Source organism: Methylotenera sp. N17, from assembly GCF_000799155.1.
Lineage (GTDB): Bacteria > Pseudomonadota > Gammaproteobacteria > Burkholderiales > Methylophilaceae > Methylophilus.
Map to the genome: position 1 here is coordinate 547352 of NZ_JUGE01000001.1, position 22931 is coordinate 570282.

Annotated in this window: 20 protein-coding genes; 1 reads left to right on the plus strand and 19 read right to left on the minus strand. The window is 40.9% G+C overall.

All coding sequences use genetic code 11. From position 1 onward, the window contains the following. The first annotated feature begins 255 nt into the window (after window positions 1-255). Window positions 256-582 carry a YkgJ family cysteine cluster protein gene (locus FG11_RS02705; RefSeq protein ID WP_025223958.1) on the plus strand — a complete coding sequence of 109 codons (327 nt, stop codon included), beginning with the start codon at window positions 256-258 and terminating at the stop codon, window positions 580-582. On the opposite strand, the gene FG11_RS02710 is transcribed toward FG11_RS02705, so the two are convergent. The 19 genes from FG11_RS02710 to rfbC form a co-directional block, all read right to left on the minus strand. Beyond that, window positions 579-2492 carry an ATP-binding cassette domain-containing protein gene (locus FG11_RS02710; RefSeq protein WP_047532959.1) on the minus strand — a complete coding sequence of 638 codons (1914 nt, stop codon included), beginning with the start codon at window positions 2490-2492 and terminating at the stop codon, window positions 579-581. The genes FG11_RS02705 and FG11_RS02710 overlap by 4 nt on opposite strands. A gap of 112 nt (window positions 2493-2604) precedes the next feature. Beyond that, window positions 2605-4518, minus strand: a complete 1914-nt coding sequence (locus tag FG11_RS02715; protein ID WP_047532962.1) for a polysaccharide biosynthesis protein — start codon at window positions 4516-4518, stop codon at window positions 2605-2607. A 13-nt stretch (window positions 4519-4531) separates the two neighbouring features. Next, window positions 4532-5101, minus strand: coding sequence for a sugar transferase (locus tag FG11_RS02720; RefSeq protein ID WP_047532965.1), 570 nt, complete (start codon window positions 5099-5101; stop codon window positions 4532-4534). Between the two features lie 5 nt (window positions 5102-5106). Beyond that, a complete protein-coding gene (locus FG11_RS02725; RefSeq protein WP_025223962.1) occupies window positions 5107-6000 on the minus strand; it encodes an NAD-dependent epimerase/dehydratase family protein in 894 nt (297 codons plus the stop codon). Window positions 6001-6003: 3 nt separating this feature from the next. Then, window positions 6004-7137, minus strand: coding sequence for a non-hydrolyzing UDP-N-acetylglucosamine 2-epimerase (wecB, locus tag FG11_RS02730; protein WP_047532967.1), 1134 nt, complete (start codon window positions 7135-7137; stop codon window positions 6004-6006). After that, window positions 7130-8140 carry a polysaccharide biosynthesis protein gene (locus FG11_RS02735; RefSeq protein ID WP_025223964.1) on the minus strand — a complete coding sequence of 337 codons (1011 nt, stop codon included), beginning with the start codon at window positions 8138-8140 and terminating at the stop codon, window positions 7130-7132. The genes wecB and FG11_RS02735 overlap by 8 nt, the downstream gene beginning before the upstream one ends. Window positions 8141-8155: 15 nt before the next feature. After that, entirely contained in the window at window positions 8156-9007 is an 852-nt protein-coding gene (locus tag FG11_RS02740) for a dTDP-4-dehydrorhamnose reductase family protein (protein ID WP_025223965.1), read from the minus strand. After that, window positions 9004-10233 (minus strand): glycosyltransferase family 4 protein, encoded by a 1230-nt coding sequence (locus FG11_RS02745; RefSeq protein ID WP_047532969.1) that lies wholly within the window; start codon window positions 10231-10233, stop codon window positions 9004-9006. The genes FG11_RS02740 and FG11_RS02745 overlap by 4 nt, the downstream gene beginning before the upstream one ends. Window positions 10234-10253: 20 nt before the next feature. After that, complete coding sequence (locus tag FG11_RS02750) at window positions 10254-11681, minus strand: hypothetical protein (protein WP_052184907.1); 1428 nt, start codon at window positions 11679-11681, stop codon at window positions 10254-10256. Beyond that, window positions 11678-14050, minus strand: a complete 2373-nt coding sequence (locus FG11_RS02755) for a hypothetical protein (RefSeq protein WP_052184908.1) — start codon at window positions 14048-14050, stop codon at window positions 11678-11680. The genes FG11_RS02750 and FG11_RS02755 overlap by 4 nt, the downstream gene beginning before the upstream one ends. A 102-nt stretch (window positions 14051-14152) precedes the next feature. Then, window positions 14153-15301, minus strand: a complete 1149-nt coding sequence (locus FG11_RS02760) for a glycosyltransferase (RefSeq protein WP_047532972.1) — start codon at window positions 15299-15301, stop codon at window positions 14153-14155. Then, the gene (locus FG11_RS02765) at window positions 15298-16248 is read right to left on the minus strand and encodes an NAD-dependent epimerase/dehydratase family protein (RefSeq protein WP_047532975.1); all 951 of its coding nucleotides are present in this window, start codon (window positions 16246-16248) and stop codon (window positions 15298-15300) included. The genes FG11_RS02760 and FG11_RS02765 overlap by 4 nt, the downstream gene beginning before the upstream one ends. Further along, window positions 16245-17135 (minus strand): glycosyltransferase family 2 protein, encoded by an 891-nt coding sequence (locus FG11_RS13195; protein ID WP_052184910.1) that lies wholly within the window; start codon window positions 17133-17135, stop codon window positions 16245-16247. Before FG11_RS13195 ends, FG11_RS02765 begins: the two co-directional genes overlap by 4 nt. A gap of 4 nt (window positions 17136-17139) precedes the next feature. Continuing rightward, on the minus strand, window positions 17140-18636 hold the full coding sequence (locus FG11_RS02775; RefSeq protein ID WP_047532977.1) for a lipopolysaccharide biosynthesis protein: 1497 nt from the start codon (window positions 18634-18636) through the stop codon (window positions 17140-17142). 16 nt (window positions 18637-18652) lie between these two features. Then, the gene (locus tag FG11_RS02780) at window positions 18653-19294 is read right to left on the minus strand and encodes a hypothetical protein (RefSeq protein ID WP_052184912.1); all 642 of its coding nucleotides are present in this window, start codon (window positions 19292-19294) and stop codon (window positions 18653-18655) included. Window positions 19295-19309: 15 nt separating this feature from the next. Next, a complete protein-coding gene (locus FG11_RS13200) occupies window positions 19310-20044 on the minus strand; it encodes a formyltransferase family protein (protein ID WP_052184913.1) in 735 nt (244 codons plus the stop codon). After that, window positions 20041-21147, minus strand: coding sequence for a DegT/DnrJ/EryC1/StrS family aminotransferase (locus FG11_RS02790; RefSeq protein WP_047532979.1), 1107 nt, complete (start codon window positions 21145-21147; stop codon window positions 20041-20043). The genes FG11_RS13200 and FG11_RS02790 overlap by 4 nt, the downstream gene beginning before the upstream one ends. Continuing rightward, window positions 21144-22370, minus strand: a complete 1227-nt coding sequence (locus tag FG11_RS02795; RefSeq protein WP_047532981.1) for a class I SAM-dependent methyltransferase — start codon at window positions 22368-22370, stop codon at window positions 21144-21146. Before FG11_RS02795 ends, FG11_RS02790 begins: the two co-directional genes overlap by 4 nt. Next, window positions 22367-22927 carry a dTDP-4-dehydrorhamnose 3,5-epimerase gene (rfbC, locus tag FG11_RS02800; protein WP_047532984.1) on the minus strand — a complete coding sequence of 187 codons (561 nt, stop codon included), beginning with the start codon at window positions 22925-22927 and terminating at the stop codon, window positions 22367-22369. The genes FG11_RS02795 and rfbC overlap by 4 nt, the downstream gene beginning before the upstream one ends. Window positions 22928-22931: the final 4 nt, after the last annotated feature.

The following is a 22931-nucleotide window of genomic DNA, read 5'->3' on the forward strand; positions in this document are numbered from 1 at the left end:
AGAGCAGTTGATAATATAGTTATGTTGGACTATCAAAAGTTGTCAATTTATGAAATAAAATCGTTTAAGTACTAGATGTATAAGTGTTTTGTGGGTTTAATGCTATCAAGTGAATTCTGGTTCTTCATTTATATAAATATACGTATAAACTCCCAGTCGTAATTTTATATATCGTTGCCTGTATTTATCTGCATGATATTGTGAGATAGAGCCATAGGTGATATCAATATCGGCTCAATCAATCGTAAAGGATATATGTCGCAACATTGTTTATCTTGTGGTGCATGTTGCGCGGCGTTTCGCGTGTCTTTTTACTGGGCAGAAACAGACGCACATCCGCTCGGCCGAGTACCACAAGCGCTTACACAGGCGGTGAGCCCTCACCATGTATGCATGCAAGGGACAGCAAACAGTCCCGTTCATTGCATTGCGTTGGACGGGGAGGTGGGCAAACAAGTCAGCTGTCGTATTTATGCTGCACGTTCAAGCACTTGTCGTGAGTTTTCAGCGGGTAGTGAGGCGTGTAATCGCGCGCGCGCCATGCACAATCTGCCAGCTATTCAGGCAGAAGCGGAAGTTTAATTCGCTTTGCTGTCCAGCACTGCCCAGCGTTCCATTTTGGTTTCGATTTCCGCTTCAATTTGCGTTAAACGCAATTGTAGCGGTTTAACGTCATCCGCATGGTCACGATAAAAGTTAGGGTCTGCCAAGGCCTGATTCACTTGCACCTGCTCGGCTTCCAGCTGTTCGATTTGCGCAGGCAAAGCTTCCAGCTCTTTTTGTTCCTTAAAGTTTAATTTTGTTGCGGTTGTACTTTTGCTCGCTGCGGTGTTAGTTGTCTGTGTGCTAGTAGTACTGGCTTTGGCTGCGCTTGTCTTTTCTGCCAGACGTTGTGCGGTAAAGCGTTGCCAATCGTCATAACCGCCGCCAAATTCAGTCAGTATGCCATTGCCCTCAAAAGCGATGACTTGGGTGACCGTGTTTTCTAAAAAGGCGCGGTCATGGCTGACTAAAAACAGTGTGCCTGTATATTCTTGCAGCAAACTTTCCAATAGTTCTAGCGTGTCGATATCTAAGTCGTTGGTCGGTTCATCTAGCACCAATACATTGGCTGGCCGCGCAAATAAACGCGCCAGTAACAAACGATTGCGCTCCCCGCCAGACAGAGACTTCACTGGTGAACGCGAGCGTTGTGGCGGAAATAAGAAATCTTCTAAGTAACTGATGACGTGCTTACGCTCGTTACCGATTTCTACAAAGTCTGATCCTGGGCTGATCGTATCTGCAAGCGTGGCTTCTTCATTCAGTTGTTCGCGCATTTGATCAAAATACGCCACGCTGATTTTTGTACCACGTTGAATTTCACCACTGTCAGCTTCAATGTCGCCCAAAATGAGTTTGAGTAGGGTGGATTTACCAATACCATTCGGGCCGAGTAGGCCAATTTTATCGCCACGCAGAATGCGCGTGCTGAAGCCTTTAATCAACGCTTTATCGCCATAGGCTTTATAGACTTGGTCGAGTTCTGCCACCAGCTTGCCACTGCGTTCCCCAGCGTCCAGATTCAATTTCACATTGCCTTGGCGCTCACGTCTGGCTGCACGGTCTAAGCGCAATGCCTCGAGACGCCTCACACGTCCTTCATTACGCGTGCGGCGCGCTTTAATGCCTTGGCGAATCCACACTTCTTCTTGTGCTAAAAATTTATCAAATTTGGCGGCATGGGTTTCTTCCACTGCTAATAATTCTTCTTTTTTGAGCTGATATTGCGTGAAGTTTCCCACAAAATCAGTGAGATTGCCGCGGTCTAATTCTGTAATGCGGGTGGCGAGTTTGTCTAAAAAGCGGCGATCATGTGTAATGAATAACACGCTGCCACTAAACCCCAACAGCAAATCTTCTAGCCATTCAATCGCTTCTAAATCCAGATGGTTGGTAGGCTCATCCAGCAATAGCACTTCCGGTTCTGCCACCAATGCACGGCCCAACGCTACACGCTTGCGCCAGCCACCAGAGAGGGTAGAGACCAAGACATCTGCATCTAGCTTGAGTCTGCTTAATACCGTCTCCACACGTGATTGTGCGGCCCAGCCGTTTTGCACATCCATTTCATGCTGTAGCGCTTGCATATGCGTCAAGAGCGCTTCGATATCTGCATCTGGCATGCCCATATCATGGGTAGTTTGGTGATAATCAATGATGGTTTGTTGCAAACTGCCCAAGCCTTCTGCTACCGCCTCAAACACAGTATGCGTGTTGTCTAGCTCAGGCTCTTGTGGCACATAGACCACACGTACATTGGGAGCACGCCATACCGTGCCATCATCTAATTTGATGGTGCCGGCAATGGCTTTAAGTAAGCTGGATTTTCCTGCCCCATTGCGACCAATCAGGCCGACACGCTCACCAGGATCTAACTGAAAAGAAGCTTGCGCAAGCAGTGCGTGATGGCCAAAGGCAAGGCTGGCGTTATCGAGCGTGATGTGAGGCATAGATGACTAACGATGATATTGATTGGGTAGGAGCAGTATTGTAAACGACAACCAGCCATCCCCAATGGGTGACTGGTAAATAAGTCGCTGGTAAATAAAGAGGTTGTTTAACTTAATGGATGGTTTGTGACGGCTCAATGGCGAGTACTGGCGGCTCGCCCGCAGTTAATGCATTGGGTTGATACTCTTCTACCCAGTCTTTGAGCTGTACTTTGACCTGATGCTCGGCCATGTGCTGCACTTTCTCTAGCCAGTGTAACAAATCATCCAGCCATGCTGCACTTGCACTGCGCGCTTGCGCAATCCGCAGTTTTTCATGGTTGGTTGGCAAAGTATTTTCATCATCGGCCAGCAGTTCTTCATAGAGTTTTTCACCTGGCCTTAACCCGGTAAACTCAATCCGAATTTCTTCGTGATGTAATCCTGATAGCTTAATCATGTCTTTGGCAAGGTCGATAATTTTGACGGGCTCGCCCATGTCTAAGACAAAAATCTCACCGCCTTTGCCCATGGTGCCAGCTTGCAGTACCAACTGTGCGGCTTCAGGAATCGACATAAAGTAACGGGTGATTTCAGGATGAGTGATAGTGATAGGCCCGCCTCTGGCAATTTGTTCGCGGAATTTAGGAATCACGCTACCACTACTGCCCAATACATTACCAAAGCGCACGGTAATAAACTGTGTTTTAGGCGCGCTTTTAGAAGGCTTTTTAGGCTGGAGGCTTTGGCAAACCAACTCGGCTAAACGTTTACTTGCACCCATCACATTGGTGGGGTTCACCGCTTTATCGGTAGAAATCAGCACAAACTTATCCACTTGTGCCGTTTGGCAGGCGCTGGCAAACTGATAGGTGCCAAACGCATTGTTAATCAATGCTTCCGTGACGTTATAGTCTTCCATCATTGGCACATGTTTATAGGCGGCTGCGTGTAACACCAGTTTAGGCTGGTGCGTGAGTAGCACATGGTTGATGCGCGTTTTATTCTTTATATCTGCAACGATGTACAAAATTTGTGTGTCTGTCTTACGTTGACTGAACTCTTGTTGCAGCAGGTAAAGTGCATATTCAGAGACATCAATACATACCAGTTTTTTAGGGTGGTATGTCAACACTTGGCGGCATAACTCAGAACCAATCGAACCTGCTGCACCACTTACCATGACAGTATTGCTTGCAATCATGCTGCTTAAGCCAGCGTTGTCTAAACTCACTACATCGCGGCCCAACAAGTCCTCTACATCCACCTTACGTACTTGCGAGATACTGACTTTTCCACTCATCAAGTCACTCATGGCCGGTAAAGTCAGTACCTCCATCGCAATGCTGTTGGCCACATTCACCGCATGTTTTCTCGCCAGATGATTGGCAGAGGGCATCGCAATGATGCAGTGTTCGCAATCGTATTTTTGTGCAACTTTCGGTAATGCATCAATTGCACCTTCCACACGGATATGCATAAACTCACGGTTGTGCATCAGCGTGTTGTCATCTAATAGCGCAACCACACGCCACTCATGACTTTTGGTCAGCTCTTTAATCAGATTGATGGCTGCATCTTCAACGCCCAACACAATCACGGGTTTGCCTTGTTGCGCAATCGGGTTAAATAGACGGCGTTCTTTCCATGCACGATAAGCAAAGCGGCTACCGCCCATGATGAGCACCAACAGTAGTGGGTTAAGAATCAGCACAGAGCGGGGAATGATGATTTGCGGTTGGGCAATCAGGCTCGCAAAACCAATCACCAATGCAGAGAGCGCGACTGCGCGAATAATGCGTTTAAGATCTGGAATACTGGCAAAACGCCACATGCCTCTATATAGGCCAAAAAATACAAAGCAGACAAATTCAATGACTAAGACAATAGGTAATGTTTGCCCAATTGTAGCGACAAAATTATCGGGAATAGCAAAGTTAAAACGCAACAAAAACGCAAAATACCAAATGACTGATGCCACAATGACATCATGAAACATGGCAATGTAGGAAAGCCATCTCACTATATATTGACGATAAAATTGCATAATTGAGCTTTATTTAATGCGATATGCCATCGCGTTTAAGTACTTTAAATATGGTTAACAGAATGATATAGCAATCTAGCCATAATGACTGATGTTTTAGATAGTAAGCATCCAGTGTCACCTTTTCTGGAATAGGCAATTCATCACGACCATTCACTTGCGCCCAGCCTGTGATGCCTGGTTTTAATATATGCACCCCATGCTCGGTGCGTAAGCTAATTAAATCGTCTTGATTGAACAATGCCGGACGAGGGCCAATAATCGACATATCACCTTTGAGTACGCTCCAAAGCTGTGGTAGTTCATCCAAGCTGGTTTTACGGATAAAACTACCTACCGGTGTTAAGTACTGATTGGGGTCAGCCTGTTGATTCATGATATGTGTGGCGAGAGCAGGGGTATTCACTTTCATAGAACGGAATTTTGGCATACTAAACAACAGATTATGCTTACCAACACGTTTGCTCCAGTAGAGTGTCGGTCCGGTCGAAGTCAGTTTTACCAAAAAATAGGTGACTATGATTAGTGGTAATAAAAGCACTACTCCTATAAGGGTTAGGGATATATCTAATAATCTTTTCAAAATATTTACTTCCTTAGCGTCCGAAGAATTCCTTCATGAAAACTTATCTTTGGTTGCCAGCCAAGTAAAGTTTTGGCTTTGGAGACATCTATTTGTAACGTGCCAAGCAAGCGTATAGCCAAGCTTGATTTGCCGGATAATTTAAATATCCACTCTAAAATAAAAGGTGGTAGAGCAACGAGCAGTATATTTTTTTTACTTATTTGGCGAATAGTTATAATTAACTCTGCTGTAGAAACATCTTCATCATCTGAAATGAGAAAGGTTTGGTTGGCCGCCTGAGGATGAGAACTGCACAGTAGAATAAAATCTGCCAAATTGTCCAAACTAATAAAGCTCCGTTTGTTATTCACACATGCAAATGGCAACGGCAACGGCAGTTGGCAAAGTTTAATCAGTTGCTTGAAATTAGCTTTGACACCAGGCCCATAAATGAGGGGAGGGCGAATAATCACCAACTCTATTTGATTGTTTTGACAAAACACTTTCAATGCAGTTTCTGCTTCTAGTTTAGTTTGACCATAAGCATCTAATGGGGCAGGACTGTCTTTTTCTGTGAAAGGTTGGTTAGATGCTTCCCCATTCACTTTAATCGAGCTCAGAAAGACAAACCGCTTGATCTTGAGACGTTTAGCTAGTTCAGCGACCTTGAGAGTATAGTCAACATTAACCGAGGCATAAGCTTGGTAAATATCCTCGGCAGTTTCATGCATGATATGCGCGCGCCCAGCCAAATGTATTAAAGTGTTTGTGTTGTTGTATACCGCGGGGAAAGACTCTGATGCTAACAATTTTTCAGTCGTCTGCTGATCCAGCCTGAGTAAATCATGCTGTCCGTATAATACTTTTTGTAAAAATTGACCAACAAATCCGCTGGCACCGGTAACTAAAAGCTTCATTGATTAAACTTGAGGCGCGGACCACACAGTCCTATTGATATAGTCTACATAGCTCAATACTACTTTCAGTACCTGCGTGGAAACAAATGGATTTTCATAGTCCTCAACTGGAGAAACCTTACGATTCTTACCGTCGTGGTTGGCTATAGTTACTTTAATCGCATCCAGAACGCGTTCTTTTTTGAGTCCACTCATAATTAGTGTTCCAACATCCATGCCTTCAGGACGCTCATGCGCATTTCTAACAGTGATGGCAGGTAGATTTAATAATGACGCCTCTTCTGTTATTGTGCCGCTATCAGAAATGACACAAAGCGCTTCCATTTGTAGCTTAATGTAATCACAGAAACCAAAAGGCTTCATGAATTGAATTAGCGGGTGCAGTTTCTCAATTTGCAAATCATCCAACCTTTTTTTTGTTCTTGGATGGGTGGATACGATAATAGGCACTTGATAAACTTCAGCCACCGCATTCAATGTATCCACTAAATCGGTGAGATTTTGAGCGCTGTCTACATTCTCTTCACGGTGTGTGCTTACAATAAAAAATTGCTTCGATAGCAAGCCCATTTTACTTAGCACGTCTGATTCTGAAATCTTTGGCATGTAATAATCGAGTACCTCACGCATGTGCGAGCCAGTCTTGATAATTGTTTCCGGGCGTATGCCTTCTGCTAATAAATACCTTCTGGCATGTTCAGTCAGTACCATATTGATATCACTTAGATGGTCTAGTACTTTACGGTTTAGCTCTTCCGGCACGCGTTGATCAAAACAGCGATTACCGGCCTCCATATGAAATACAGGAATCTTGCGACGTTTGGCAGCAATCACTGCCAAACAGGAGTTGGTGTCACCATATAACATGATAGCGTCAGGATTCTCTTGAGCCATCACCGCATCAGCTTTCTCAATTACCCTGGCAATGGTTTGGGCAGCATTTTCACCAACGGCTTCCAAAAAATAATCAGGTTTGCGTATAGTCAGGTCCTCAAAAAAAACCTGATTTAATTCATAGTCATAATTCTGGCCGGTGTGTACTAATATATGCTGTGTATGCTTATCTAAAGCCGCAATCACTCGGCTCATCTTGATGAGTTCTGGTCGGGTACCTACAATGGTCATGACCTTAAGCATTTAATTCTTCCTGTACATAGTCAAGTTTAAGCAATAGCGACTTAACTTGTTCGACGTTCAACCTTAACGTGTTGTGAGAAGTGTAATCATCAAACTCTGCAATTTTCTCTTCACCTTCACTGAAGTATTTTGCATAATTAAGATCACGATTGTCCGCCGGAATGCGGTAGTAGCCCCCCATATCCTGCGCATGCGCCATTTCTTCTCTAGAAATAAGAGATTCATAAAGTTTTTCACCGTGGCGGGTACCAATTAGGCGAACTTCGTTGTCTTTATCGAAAACAGTCTTGAGTGCAACTGCAAGATCATGAACGGTCGATGCAGGTGCTTTTTGAACAAAAATATCTCCCTGTGAGCCATGCTCAAAGGCATACAAAACCAAATCCACTGAATCTTCAAGTGACATAAGAAACCTAGTCATATTGGGGTCAGTAATCGTCATTGGCTGACCTGACTTAAGTTGCGAGACAAATAGAGGAATTACAGATCCACGCGATGCCATGACGTTGCCATATCGCGTAGCACAAAATACTGTGCTGTTTTCAGGCTGTAAACGAGCCTTAGCTACCATTAATTTCTCAGCCATTGCTTTGGAAATTCCCATAGCATTAATTGGGTAAACCGCTTTGTCGGTACTAAGCACCACAACGCGGCTGACTTTGTTAGCAATGGCGGCATTCATTACATTTTCAGTACCCAGTACATTCGTCTTAACCGATTCCATTGGGTAAAACTCGCAAGAAGGCACTTGTTTGAGTGCAGCAGCATGAAATATATAGTCTACACCTTGCATCGCATGTGAAAGACTATCGTAGTCGCGAACATCTCCGATGTAAAACTTAAGTTTATTGTTGTTGAATGATATACGCATATCTTCTTGTTTTTTTTCATCACGGCTGAAAATGCGAATTTCGCGCACATCGGTAGATAAAAAACGCTTTAATACAGTATTGCCAAAGGATCCTGTGCCGCCAGTGATCATTAATGTTTTGTTTTTAAACATATTTTCTATCCAAAATCATTGATAATAATGCATTAACTTGATTAACTCAGGCCACTTGGGTGCTGTATAACCGGTTGCTATTTTAAACTTTTCTGCGTCTAGTGAGCGGTCAATGACTAAATTAGAGTCTGGCAAAATTTCGATTGATTTGCCGTAAATATCAGCTACCAAGCTCAACAAATCATATTTTGAAATTGGCTCCGCGGCGACGTGATACACGCCAGACAAATCAGTGTTAGGAATGACAATATCACGAATAACTTGGGCCAAAGCAACTGTCGGCAGGCCTGAAAATATTGCTTTTTTGTATCCTTTGCACTGTTGATTTTGTGATAAAAACCACCCAATTAACCCATGCGCACTTTGTAGCTCATGCCCAATAATTGAAGTCCGTAAGGTAATGGTATGCGGATAACTCACTTCACCAAGATATTTAGATTTTCCATATAGGTCTGTAGCATCAGAAGTATCTGTTTCGGCATAATTACCTTTGGTGCCAGAAAATACACAATCTGTACTTACGTGGATCAAACGTGCACCTGCTACAGCGCAAAGATTCGCTAATTGATGTGGCAACATTGCATTAATTGGCAAAGCCACCAGCGGGTCGTCAACCTCAGCTAACTGTTTAATTAAACCAATGCAGTTGATAACAACCTGCGGCTTTAATCTGGCAAGTATTTTGACTAATGAGTCATGATTTGACACATCAAAGCCAGTGATAATAGTTTGTGCTCCCTGAGAAAATATTTGGGGAGTGGTGTTTGATCGCACAGTACCAAACACTTCTAGATTTTGGTTTTCACGCAATATACGGACTGCAGCGTTGCCTAGCATACCGCTTGCACCTAATATTAAAACTTTCAACGTTTTTCCTTATTATTTATTACCATTTCAAAATGGCTAATGAGTTCACTCGTTAACTTTTCTTCGTCAAAATGTTTTTTGAAATAATCTCGCCCATTGACACCCATTTGCTCAAGTTCTGTTTGGGGCATTTTATAAAGGTTTATGATAGCTTCAGCTAAGCCTTCGCCATCTTCAGCTTTAACCGCAATGCCTGCTTTTGCTTTATTGATGATATTGGCCCCCTCGCCATTCAAACAGGCAACAATTGGCTTACCTACTGCAAGATAAGCTTGTATTTTACTCGGAATCGTCAATTCAAAAATAGGTTGCTTTGTTAAAGTTACCAATAATGCTGAAGCCTGCCTCATTACTGCAGGCATCACTCCTACAGGATAACGCCCCTCTAAAAACAGATTAGTTAATCTTTTGTCAGTAACTTGCTTTTGAACCCAATCAAACATACTACCCGTGCCAATAAGCACTAATTTAATTTCAGAATACGCAGCTAGCTTTTCTGCTGCCGAAACAATAGTCTCCATAGACTGGGCAATGCCGATATTGCCTGCAAACAAAATTGTAAATCCTGAGTTAAGTGAGTCTATTTCAGGCGCTGCAACACCACTGGGCTTATAAAATTCTTTGTCTACCGAGTTAGGGTAGTATTGAATAGGTACATTCTCTGCGAGGCTTTTCACTGGTTCGATAAACGCCTCAGACTGAACAAGTATCAGGTCTATATGCGAATAAGTAAAGCGAACAAACTTTTGGAGTAGCTTTAATAATAAAGGTGATTTTATATAGCCTGTTGCTTCTGCGCTTTGCGGCCAAAGATCCTGAACCCAAAGTATGACAGGGATGCCTTTAATCCATCCTAAAAAAGATGCGGGAATCACTTGAAAAATGGGGGAGGGTGCATAAACAAAGATAACATCATACTGCTTATTTCTAAGCACCCACGGCGCAAATACAAGGCCGGAAATAATAAACGAAATGTAATTAATAGCTAACTTTAGAGCGCTTTTGTTTCCTCTCGGGAGCATTGGAATGCGATGGATTTTAATATCTCTCCAGTGCTCTATAGTAACCCCTAAGCCTTTATAGCCTGCAAAAAAGCTTCCTTCAGGATAGTTAGGCTTGCCTGTTAATACTTCAATGTTGTGTCCGCGCGTTTTTAAAGCAGAAGCGATGTCGTTAATTCGAAAACTCTCAGGCCAGAAATATTGATTAAAAAATAGAATTTTCATATTTATAAGCTGATTTGTATTTATCTGTTTTGTAAAAAACGAATAATGCGTTCAGCAAAATAAATGATTAAAAGATTTAGGAATAACGAACCTAAAAGTAAATAGCTTTGTGCAGGAACGTACCCGAAACTGGCAAATCTGAATGCTACTACCTGTGCAAATAGTGCGCACAGAATGACATTCATCCCACCAAGTTTGTAAGTGCAGAACTCTATAACTGCAGCAAGGCCACCTAATGCAAACATGCTAAAAAACAAAAACAAGAGTGATCCAGGGTAGTAAAAAAATGCGACGATGCCTGGTAGTGATATGAAGTGATGTTTGGTTTTATCAGTATTTTCATATGCAGAATCGATGATGTTGTTGTCATAAAAACTTGTGTCGTTCTCATTATACTTTTCTTTAAGTGCTGTCTTAAATAAATCCCAGCCCAAGTTAGGATAGCTAGATACGGCCATAACGCCCTCCATTCCAACCCACCGATCAATAAACAAAGGCGTTGTCATTGCATGGGTATAAGTAAGGGATTCTCTAGTGGTAGAACTCGATCTGTCTATATGAGTTGTGGCGCGTAAATAATTTACGAATAAAACAGAACTGGCAAATAGTACAGAAAATATCAGGAAGGTGAACACAAAAAAGCTTAACTTTGTTTTAACTTGATATCGTTTTAAACTAATTAGTACGCCATATATGAGTGCACCACTATTAAGAATCATACCTCGGCTTAATAAAGAGACATTTGTAGTAAAACTTTCCAGCAAACTTAAAAACATCACTAAGAGCGAAGTCTTCTTTTTAATTTCAAACTCAAATCTTAGTACTAAGGCAGAAAATGATGCAAGGCCAAACAATAGCAACCATTTATAGACACCATTGAGCCCAAACGGCAAGGTAGTTTGTGTAATGCTGCCTCTTTGATAGATGACTAGCATTGCATTGGAAATAGCAATAAAAGTAAACAGCAAAACAAAGGCAGACAAAATGATTTTTCTATTATTTTTGTAAAAAGTAAAAAGGCTAGGATGATGAAGCTTTTCAATTTGATCTGGATAACTAAAAAACCAATTGCGTCGGATTAAACTTATCAAAAGCAGCCCCAGTATCCCACATGTAGTTACTATTAATGCCTGATCAAAAGCAGCCCCAGACCCATCAAAATTGCCAACAGGCTCATGAAATATGCCGCCAGAAAAGGCAACTCTAAGCGTTAGCTTTAGCCAAAAACCAAGCCAGAAAAAAGCACCTATAAAAGCATCAAAAAAAATCGCATTTTTATTAAAACCCATAAAGAGTAATGCATTAGAGACCAATGTAAATAAGATATAAATACTAGGGTTGCCTGTGTATTTAGATATAGCCATCCCACTTAATATTAAAACCAGCGTAACTAAGCTAATGAAAACTACTTTATTATATTTTTTTAACTCATTAACACTGAATATCATTTACTAACCTTTAAAAAATTTAGATGGAGTTTGCTAATCAGAATACCCCATATGAAAAAAGTAAATATCCCGGAGTATGGCTGTCTAAGACCAACCTTAAAGGAGTTATCTACTACAACTAGGAACAATACTATCGCGGATAGGCAAAGCAAATCTGTTGATGCCAATACACCATTCCTAAAGCGATAAAGTAGCACTAATGTATAGATAAGCATTACAAGCGTTGGTAACAAAGCCAAGAACCCAAAACTATAAATAATATCTAAATAATAGTTATGAGCGCTTGGGAATTGAGCTCTACTTGGTCGTTCCGCATGACCTAGAAGAAAAGTTTCAGGATCAGTGACTATGTTTTTTGCAAAATATTGTCTTCCAATCATATTAGATGCAATTTCATCTTGGTTAATAACATTGAAAAATGTAAGTTTAGACTCCATGAAATCGCTTTTATATTCAAGATACCCACCCATCAAGATTGTTACAAGCAACACTAGGGCTATTACAGTTTTGTCAAAAAAACGCCTCCACTGGTATAGCGCAAAACCTAGCAGGCCGGCAATTAGCATGACTATCGCTAATAGAGACATAGATGCTGCCGTGTAAATGCCCATCAAGGGGGTGAATGCTAAAAAGATATTCTTAAATTTTGAAATTGACCATAAGCCGCAAAATGCTACCAAAAACGCAGATACAAAAATGACTGGTACATATTGTACGTGTTGATAAATACTGAAGACATATAAATAAGGTGATAGTGATGTATAACCTTGTAGCCATGTGCTTGTTAACTGTAAAGGCACAATAAATAATAAGACGTACAAAAAAGATTTTTCTAAGCTATAAACTATAGATTGGTTTTTGGCATAGTACATTTGCCCAAGAACCAAACCAAACATTGGGAGGATAAACTGTATAAGCAATATGAATTTAGATTGTTGTTCAGCGTTAACTCCTTGCGAAATAGCTACTGTAGTAGTCACCATCAATAAACAAGTAAAGAATATGTAATAAAGGGAAGTAGTCGCGTAACGATATGCTGCAATCATCAGGATGCCGACATAACAAGCAATCACAGAAACTGGGATTGGAAGGAAATGAAGGTCTGCACCCGAATTAAAATTAAGTGATGCACTACGAAATATGCCATTACTTAATTGCAAATAGAGTGGAAATAAAATCATCACCGCGATAATGGAATAACCAATTTTTAAATTAAATTGACCTTTACTCGAACGTATTTCTGCCAATTGATAGCTCTTATAGAAAACAAGTGCTAATAGCGAGCTTAATAGGTAAAGGCCTGCCAAGGCTTGTAAGCCCAAGAGATAATAGATAAATGGTATTGAGGTGATGAGCAGGATATTCATCATCACATCTGGACCAAAAACGTCATGATACTCATCGTGCTGTATTAATCTGAAACGGACGCGTTGAGCATAAACCATTACTACGCCACCAATTAAAGAAAGGCCTGTTGCCTGCCAGAAAAAATAAGTTTTACCTAGCCAGGCTAATGTATCTAATTGGATTGTTGCAGCAACAAAAATTAGAGCACCAGCTAATAGTGATAAATTTAAAGGCAATCTCACCATTTTGGGAAAGTGGCGCTTACCGCTACGTTGTTCATGCAATGCGATACTTGCACCTAATGAATTTGCAAAGACTGAGCCTGTTAAACCGCCAATTGCAAATGCAGTATACAGATCACCGGCTATTTCTTTGCCGATAAGCAGCAAAATTAAAAGACGGAATACATAAACACCAATGCCAATAATCGCTGTAGAGCCCAAATGGGGCAGCATTTTAAATAACATATTTTTGGTTAAACTGGGAAAGTTTGCAAAACCACTGCAAATAAACTTGAAGCTGAACAGCAGTGGAAATAAGGCCCACACAGATAAGCCCAAATAAGAGATCTGTGAATCCATTACAAGCAATCCAAATGCAAGAACTAACAGTAAAGATTGTACTACGAAATATTGAGTGGCAAAAAGACGGTTATCTAGTCGCTCCATTTCACTTAAGTGTACTTCAGATAACCACTCTGCGACTCGTCTAGTAATAAGTAGAATAGCCAGTATGGGTGATACCGCTGTAGCGCTAACACTCAGCCAATAAGATATTACGGCGAGTGGTGTAAGCGTTAATAGCCGGAAAGCCATTACAGAGTTTGCGGATACTGCTGCAGACTTGTTTAGTATCAGGCTGCGTGCATTAGCTGAGAATGCGTAGAATAAAGCCAAAGTAGCACCTTGCACGATGCCTACTTCTGCCACCAAAGTACTATGTCCTGTTAAGCCTAACGCGATAAGCAAAACTGTCATAGCAAAAGCATTAGCCATATTGGCTAATGGAAATATATAGCTCATTTTAAACCCTTCGTTATTCTTAGTATTTTTGTTTAAAAAATGATTAGTTCATTAGCAATGACTACACTTTTTTATTAGTTATTATTACTGGTTGTTTTATTACTATTTAATGTTTTTTAACAGTTCTTGATAATACTGATAATATCGTTTGGCTTGCTGCTCCCATAAAAACTTCTCGTAGACTATATTTTTTAGTTGCTCACCGCTTTGTTGCAGGCTTGTTAAATCAGACAGCGATTTTATTAAGCCATCACGAATTGATTTTACCGAGGCTGATACCATCGTGCCTGCACCCGCCTTGGCAAAATCATCCAGGCCACAATTGTCAGTAAAAATAACAGGCGTTGCGCAAATGCCAGCCTCTAGTACTACAATTGACATTGCCTCGTTGCGGGAGGGGATGACCAAACATAAAGCTTTCCGAAGTGCATGGGTTTTATCAGCCCCACCTAAATAGCCAGTAAAATGAATTCTGCCCATTGCAGTTGATTGCTTAGCTAACTTTTGTAAACTTGGCAATAAGCCAGAATCTGGGCCCACAAGCACTAAGTGCAAATGGGGAAATTTATCGGCAATTTCTATAAACGCTTCTAGCAGCAAGTCTGGGCCTTTAATTGTATTTAAACGGCCCAGAAATAAAAGATAGGAATCTTGCTGTGTTAACCCAAAGTGGGTTAAGTCTATTGTCTCGCTATCAGATGGCGCTATATAAAGATCCGGGTCGATGCCGTTTGGAATGACCGTTACACAATCAGACTGAATTCCATAGTTAGCAAAATCCAGCTTTTCTGCTTCTGTTATCGCTACCCAACCACTGGCATATTTAACTATGCGTCGCCCAATCACTAAATCATATAGCGATTTTAACCAGCGTGAGCGACCAAAAGTTTTAAGTGCGCCAGCTGGGCAAACTATGTAAGGTTTACCTTGACGTATACATGACAAAGCAACCGCTGCATTTAGCATTGTCCAATGCCCTATTAAATGCACAATATCAAACTGTGAAATTAAATTTCTGATTCTAAATGGCCACGTTATGAACAAAAAGTAACGGTGATTCAAACAAGTTAGCTTAAAAATACGTGCACCTTCTAGCTCACTCTCAGAAGGAATTTTTCCTCCTATATCTAAAGTTAGCACAGCGGATTCTGCACCTTGCTTGATCAAAAAGCGTGTGAGCTGAATGGTGCGCTCAGCCGTGCCACCGCCAGTAATTGGATCTAACAAGTGATTAACATGTAGGATTTTCAAACGATTTTGCTCATCACTTTATTATCGCGATATGCCGAGGCTAGTTTACGCAGTTCTGTGGATAAGTCATATCTTGCACAGAAACCATGTTTTACAAGTTTTTCAGACGTATATATTACTTGTTGATCAATCGTCGCACGCTTTGATATTAATAAAACGCTTTTTAGCACAATATTAGGCACAGGTAATACCGGTAACCAATAATGTGGGAGTCGTAGTTCTTGTCTCAATAGCTGCTCTACATAATTAAATTGGTTTAATGGCTGGTCATCCGCCGTTACATTAAAAATTTCTGCAACATATCGTCGCTCGTCTGTACAGAAGAAATGTATTGCATCAGCCAGTATTCCAACTGGTACTAAATGTGTACGGCGTTTTCCAAATAATGTTGAGCGCATGTAATTAAACAAAGAGCTGCGCATAGTAAGTGACTGCAGTAAAGTTATTAATGCTTTTCCACCTATACCAAATATTTCTGATGGCCGTAATATAATTAACTCAAAACGACCTTGTGTCTTATCCAGCAATGTTTTCTCAATCGCTAGTTTAGTTTTACCGTATTCATCAGGCGGCATACAGACTGTATTTTCGTTAACAATACCATTTACTCGCCCATACACAGAAATAGAGCTGCAATGTATCAAGCGTTTAGCACCATTTACTGCACATGCCTCTATTAACTTCTCAGTTAATGCTATTGCATCTTCTGTAGTAGAGGTATTTGAAAAAGCAAGATTAATTAACGTTGCACCAGGCTCTATTAGACTATGAAGTGCTTTGCTATCAGACATATCACCTTGTACAAATACCACATTGCTAAAAGGTGTACTAGGTGACAGTTTTTTTCGCGTAAGTGCTCGAACTTTAACCTCAGTCAATGAACCGAGCTTTGCTATTACATGATTTCCGAGAAAACCTGTTGCACCAGTGATTGCAATAGTATTCATAATAAGAATTTGGCACGCCTTCCAGTCACCCAAAGTTTTATTTCAGTTTTAATCTGATGTAAAAAAGTGATGAAATTTATTTTAATCATTAAGTATGCAATTAAAACCTTATTCTTAAGTGAGAACGGCGCCGACAGCCTCCATATTTCGGCACTAAACTCATGCAATGGTAGGAACCAGTTTAATAAACCTGTTCGATAAGCTCTGTATATATTCCCGCTTCCGCTTACCCCGTCTCGACCTAGTTCAACATAGCCATTTTCAATTCGGTTAAATTTACCTTTGATAGTCATTTCAAGAGTGAAAGCGATATCTGAAGCAAGGTATGTTTGACGCCTGATGTTCTGGCTGTCAACGAGAAAATACCTTCTATACAAAGAATAAAAGCGGCCATTAGCACGCCAAGTGTTAAGGCAAGCAAGAAAACGCTCTTCAGCATTATTTTGGTCAAGTGTTTTATCACTCATTTTTAAAGGATCTGGTAAACCACCTTTAAATCTGACCGGTGATGTTGAAGCAACAAAATCTGGATTTTCTTGTAAAAATTTAAGGTTATATTCCAAGAAGTCGGGTGATTTAATATCATCGTGCGCTGCCCACATATAATATTCACCCAGAGCATTATCAAGAACAAACAAAGAATTTGCTGACGCACCGATATTTTTCGATTGCCTTATATAGCGAATTCGATGATCAGCGTTCGCGTACTCACGGCATATTGTCTCTGTATTATCCGTAGAGGCATTGTCAGAAATTATTAATTCAAAGTTTTTGAAGGTTTGATTCAGGATTGAATCGATTGCATCTCGAATACAGTCTTCACCGTTATAGACAAACATACCAATACTGACTATTGCCTGACTCTCAGCTGGGGATAAATTGTTCATGTTTTTATCTTAAAACAGGGTTGAAAAAACGCATAATTCGTTTGCGTATGCTAGGTATTATCATTAAAACAGATGTACTTACAAAGATACTAGCGGCCAACACCACAAAGGCAGCTTCCAAGCGCTCGTGCGCAACAGGCATTATAAAAGCTAGCCCAAACGCAAAAACTGCGCCAGAAAGTAAAGGCTTGGCAATAGACTCTCTGTACCAACGCCATTTTTGCTCTGGTAGCAATCGACGATACATAAAATGAACGCCTACCAACACATAGGCCGCATTAAGGGTAATCCATATCCAGGCAGCTCCAATAGCGCCATATTTGGGGACAACCCACAGAATTGCCGGAATAATAATCGCTACTGCGACTAAGTTTACACGTATTGCATAGCCGGTCCAGCCATAAGCAAGTTGTAACATATACGGTACGTTCATAAACCCATTAAACAGTGTACCTAGTACCAATAAACTGAGTATTGGGGCCACAGCAGTAGTCAGTGTATGATTACCTGTCCAAAGCAATAAAACTGGATTTGAGAAAGCGGCCAGTATGAGTGCCGGAGGTATAATAACTGCAGACATCAACTGACAGGCATCATGATACGTTTTGATTAATGCGGCTTCATCTTGATGGGTAACCAATTCAGTAAACTTGGGATATATTGCTGCATTCATGGGGGTAATGAGTTGGGCTAGACCTCCAGCAACTACGCCGGCAAGAGCATAATATCCAAACTGTTCTAGTGACAACAGCCCACTTAACAACAACTTATCAATTTGGGTAAGCAATAAGGCGAGTAAAGTAATTACCGCCATGCCACCAGCAAAACGTCCTACATCTTTAATTGCATGTAAACTGAACTGGCCATATCTGGTAGAGTCGGGTAGCCATTGATATGTTTTTCGTGCGTAAATAATAATGCTAATGATTGAAATCACGCCTTGCCATATAAAAAACGCTTGAACTGTTGGTGAGACCCAAACCAACACAGCTAACACTCCCGCCCACCTTAACGTTGCTAGTATGGCCTGCATACCATTCAACCACACTTGTTGCTGCATGCCGCGAATAGCACCGCGATAAATCTCTTCCCACAACCTGGTGGCTACTACAAATCCCATTACAACAATTGCCTGAATCACTGTGTTGATTGGCAACTTTTCCACCTTTAACCATGAATTTGCCAGTAAAGGTGATGCAAACCATATGATGCTAATAATTAACAGCGCTATACCGGCGCAAATCCACTCCATTGAACGCAGTAAGTCAAGTATGGACTCAATACTGATAGCCCCAGCTTTATAACGTGCTATTTCACGATTAAGCGTTGGTGTCATTCCTAGGTCAAGCATAGTCATCCATGCTTGTAAAATAGCAAAAAACCCAATTAATCCATAAGCTTCGATGCCAATGTATTGGATATAAAGCGGTATAAAAACAATCCCCATCAGAGCTGTCCAGCCCTGGCCGAGGTAGTTGGCAATGATATTACGCTTTAACAATTATTGATGACTCGTCTCACCCAGATATATCGAAATACTTTCGTATTTCATTTCTATCATTAGGCTTAATAACCAGTTTAGATCCATTTTCGTAAACTGTTGAATTAGGCGGTATGACCTTATTTATTAGTTTGGTTCCCGCACCTATTACGCTATTGCTACCAATGACTGTATTGCCAGCAACTATGGAGTTTGGATATATGACGACTTTTTCACCGATAGTAGGATATAAATTATCTTGAACAGCAATGGTTACATTTTGAAAAACTACTAAGTAATTACCATATGTAGAGTTACTAAAAACCGTGCCTAAGCCATGGCCGATAAGAAAAAATTCCGGCATTTCTATTTTATAAAATAAATCCAATCCATTAAGCATTCTGTTCAGTAAATATAATTTTTCACATAGGACGGCATGCGCATCATTTTTTCGAAGTAGTTGTGCGAGTTTATAGAAAAAAACAGCTGAATGATGTGTTTGGAGCAAGTTAAATGATTTCGGGATTTTGCTATATTTGCCAATAATTTTAGTTGTTTCGTTTACAGCATCTGTGAGATGAGAGGTAATAATTTCCCTTTCAAATTTTTCTAATCCACCAAATACCTGTAATCCACTAAAGACCTTGGGTGCTAGTTGTTCAATAATTTTTTTATCCATTATTTCTGTTATCGTCTAGGCTTTATTTATTTGTATTCTTACTTCATATTTTTTCCCATCTGCTTCCTCGAACCAACAAGATGGATGTCCTTTAAATGTTCTTGCGCGCAAAGTATTTAATAACTCACGTGCTGTATATTGATCGTCAAGATTAATTTTACTTGCATTATCTAACTCCGAAGCTAAGTGAAAAGATCCAAGTGCCAAGTCTTGAGGAACAGCATTGAAATTCCCATTGCGTATGGCTGGGTATGTAGCTTTAAACAAGCTCACTATTTCCTCTTGGGCTTTGTTATAAAGCGTTTCACCATTATCTTCCCAATCATAGTCAATTAATTTCTGGCTAACGATATTGCCTGTGTCGATACCGTTATCTACTTTATGTAGGGAAACGCCAAACGGGCACTGTTCTACCAATGCCCAAAAGTTATAGTGCTTGCCACGATTAAAAGGCAAGTAACTTGGATGAAAGTTTATAAAGCCTAGTTTAGGGGCACTTATAATAGGCTCTTTGATAATGTTAGGCCACCATGCAAGTATCCCTAAATCATAGTAGTTCTCTTCCAATGAAAATTCTCCAAGGTCTTTATTAAAAACCCGGGTTTGTATACTCTTTGATTGAGCCATAGTATATACAGGAGTTTCGCTGGAGGTTGCTATGACTGTATGTAAATCCTCAGGAAAAAAACTAATCAAATAATTGAGGACTTCCAAACCAACTTTATTATCAGCAAACAGAGCTAGCTTCATTGGATTAAGCTCTTTAATACTTGAATAACTCTTTCTAGCTCAACATCCGTTATATCATGATAGCTAGGCAGGTTGATTGCTCTGTTAGGAATATCCCATGCAATTGTATTGCCTGGGCGGTCTTCAAACATCGGTAAACTTGAAAGCGGGTGGAAGAACACGCGTGCATCAATGTTTTCTTCATTAAATCTTTGTTGCAGTTTCTCTCTTGTGATGCCTGTAGATACGTCAAAGATGACCGTGGGCATCCAGTACCCATTTTGGGTATTTATGTTTTCTGGGTTCATGGATAGGCCGGGAGTATCCGCTAGCGCACGCGCATAGTAATCAAAGATTTCCCTTTTACGTGACACTAATTCATGAATACGTTCCATTTGCCCATAACCAATAGCCGCCTGAATATTGGACATTTTATACTTAAAGCCTATTTCGTCAGGCCAAAATTGCTTGGTTTGCCCACTTGCGCGACCATGATTAGACAAGGTTAGTACTTTCTCATATAGAGCGGGGTCGTTGGTAATAAACATCCCCCCCTCTCCAGTAGTCAATGTTTTGGTGCCATGAAAGGAGAATGTGCCGAATTTACCCACAGTACCTGCGTGTTTACCATGCCAACGTGAACCAATCGCTTCAGCAGCATCCTCTATGACTGGGATGCCATATTTTTCACCAATAGCCAGTAATTTATCCATATCACATACATTCCCATAGATGTGTACGGCAATAATGGCTTTGGTACGCGGCGTGATAGCGGCTTGTACTTTTGCGGGGTCAATGCACCAAGTATCTTCTAAAACATCTACAAAGATAGGCTTAGCGCCCAAATATGTGATTGGAGAGGCAGAAGCAATCCAGTTGGTTTCGGCAAGAATAACTTCATCACCAGCTTGAACGCCCAGTGCTGCCAATCCCATATGTAACGCACCCGTGCAACTAGATGTTGCGATTGCAAACTTAGCACCAGTAAATTCTTTGAATTTTTCTTCGAATTTATGAATATAATCATAGCATTTTTCACCCCAACCATTTCTGGCCGCATCTGTGGCATAGCTTACTTCTAGCTCGGTAATTGAGGGTTTTGTATAGTGAATTTTAGATTTCATAATATTTTAATGTGGGGAATGGCCGTTACGAATTTTCCATCCCATTCACGGATGTAATTAAGTTGCTCTGTGACTTCGGTGGTTAAATTCCATGGCAGTATCAATACATAATCTGGTTTGCTGTCACGGATAACCTGTTCGTTCACAATCGGGATACGGCTGCCGGGTAAAAATTTATCTTGTTTTGCCGGGTTGCGGTCAACAACACAAGAGATTAGATCTTCTCTAATCCCAGCATAATTAATTAAAGTATTGCCTTTAGCCGCAGCGCCATAGGCGATTGTTGTTTTACCCTGTTTTTTAGCATTGATCAAGAATGCAATCAAATCATTTTTAATAGTGTTTGCACGGTCTTGAAAGTTTGCATAATAGCTTTCGGATGTAATGCCGGCAGAAGTCTCGAGTACAAGTAAATCATTTACTGCTGTTGTAGTGAGGCGCGTGCCAAGGTCTTTTCTTTGTGCAAACACGCGTAGGCTACCGCCATGCGTTGAAAGCTGCTCTACATCAAATAGCTGTAAGCCATTGAGATCAAAAATCCGTTGTACGGCACTCAATGACAGATAAGAGAAGTGCTCGTGATATATAGTATCAAACTGTGCATGTTGAATCAGTTGTAGCAGGTGCGGAAACTCAAAGGTCGCAACACCTTCTGGTTTCAGTAACAGCGAGAATCCTGATACAAAGTCATTAATGTCAGGTACATGCGCCAGTACGTTGTTTGCTGCGGTTAGGTCTGCCTGTTTACCTTGAGATATAAGTTTTTTCGCTAGCATTACACCAAAAAAATCTTCAACGATTTCTATGCCTTTTTCTCGTGCTGCTTGAGCAGTACTGTGTGTCGGTTCAACACCCAAACAAGGGATACCTTTTTGTTTTACATACTGTAGTAGATAGCCATCATTGGCAGCCACCTCAATTACAAATGATCGTGTACTCAGTTGGAAGCGTTCCGCCATTTGTGAAACATAACGTTCTGCATGCTTCAGCCAACTGTCAGAAAATGAGCTGAAATAAGCATAGTCTGCGTCAAACAGCTCATTTGCCCCGGCATAGTCTTCGGTTTGTACAAGCCAACAGCTTTTGCAAACTAGCACCTTGAGTGGAAACCATTTTTCCGGTGCTTTCAATGACTGAGTGGTTAAATATGCATTGGAAGGAGGGGAGCTGCCTAAGTCAATTAGAGGCAGGGTTAGTTCAGTGTCGCAGTGACGACATTTCATACAGCTAGTCCTAAAAAATCATTTGTAATCATTGCGTGCATGCGGTCTCGTTCTGATAAATCTGTTATTTCGAGAGGCAGTTGTATTCCAAGTAGTGAGTCGTGAATGTTGAGAGCGCCTTCTGAAGGTTGATGGTACGCTGCTGTATGCAGATATATCAATTCGCAATCATCAGTCAGTGTCTGAAACCCATGGGCGAACCCTTCGGGAATCATCAGGCTACGCTGATTCTGTGCATTCAATATCTCAGCGTGCCATTTTAAGAAAGTTGGTGAGCCTTGTCGAATATCGACAGCGATGTCAAAAATCTCGCCTTTGATACAACTTACAACTTTTGTTTCTGCAAACGGGGGGTGCTGAAAGTGAAGTCCTCTTACCGCACCTTTCTGGCGTGTATGCGTATGATTGATTTGTACAATTGGCTTATTTATGCCAATAGTCGAGAAAGCTTCTGAACAATAAAATCGGCTCAAAAAACCACGGCTATCCTGAATGGGTTTCCGTTGAATAATTTTTAAACCAATTAATGGAGTATTAAGACAATCGAATCTGGACATGCGC

Coding starts and splice junctions, on each gene's coding strand:
- FG11_RS13195 (WP_052184910.1), bottom strand. CDS start 17,135: ATGAACAATTTATCCCCAGCTGAGAGTCAGGCAATAGTCAGTATTGGT.
- FG11_RS02755 (WP_052184908.1), bottom strand. CDS start 14,050: ATGAGCTATATATTTCCATTAGCCAATATGGCTAATGCTTTTGCTATG.
- FG11_RS02735 (WP_025223964.1), bottom strand. CDS start 8,140: ATGTTTAAAAACAAAACATTAATGATCACTGGCGGCACAGGATCCTTT.
- FG11_RS02795 (WP_047532981.1), bottom strand. CDS start 22,370: ATGAAATGTCGTCACTGCGACACTGAACTAACCCTGCCTCTAATTGAC.
- FG11_RS02765 (WP_047532975.1), bottom strand. CDS start 16,248: ATGAATACTATTGCAATCACTGGTGCAACAGGTTTTCTCGGAAATCAT.
- FG11_RS02780 (WP_052184912.1), bottom strand. CDS start 19,294: ATGGATAAAAAAATTATTGAACAACTAGCACCCAAGGTCTTTAGTGGA.
- FG11_RS02715 (WP_047532962.1), bottom strand. CDS start 4,518: ATGCAATTTTATCGTCAATATATAGTGAGATGGCTTTCCTACATTGCC.
- wecB (WP_047532967.1), bottom strand. CDS start 7,137: ATGCTTAAGGTCATGACCATTGTAGGTACCCGACCAGAACTCATCAAG.
- FG11_RS02750 (WP_052184907.1), bottom strand. CDS start 11,681: ATGATATTCAGTGTTAATGAGTTAAAAAAATATAATAAAGTAGTTTTC.
- FG11_RS02725 (WP_025223962.1), bottom strand. CDS start 6,000: ATGAAGCTTTTAGTTACCGGTGCCAGCGGATTTGTTGGTCAATTTTTA.
- rfbC (WP_047532984.1), bottom strand. CDS start 22,927: ATGTCCAGATTCGATTGTCTTAATACTCCATTAATTGGTTTAAAAATT.
- FG11_RS02790 (WP_047532979.1), bottom strand. CDS start 21,147: ATGAAATCTAAAATTCACTATACAAAACCCTCAATTACCGAGCTAGAA.
- FG11_RS13200 (WP_052184913.1), bottom strand. CDS start 20,044: ATGAAGCTAGCTCTGTTTGCTGATAATAAAGTTGGTTTGGAAGTCCTC.
- FG11_RS02705 (WP_025223958.1), top strand. CDS start 256: ATGTCGCAACATTGTTTATCTTGTGGTGCATGTTGCGCGGCGTTTCGC.
- FG11_RS02745 (WP_047532969.1), bottom strand. CDS start 10,233: ATGAAAATTCTATTTTTTAATCAATATTTCTGGCCTGAGAGTTTTCGA.
- FG11_RS02710 (WP_047532959.1), bottom strand. CDS start 2,492: ATGCCTCACATCACGCTCGATAACGCCAGCCTTGCCTTTGGCCATCAC.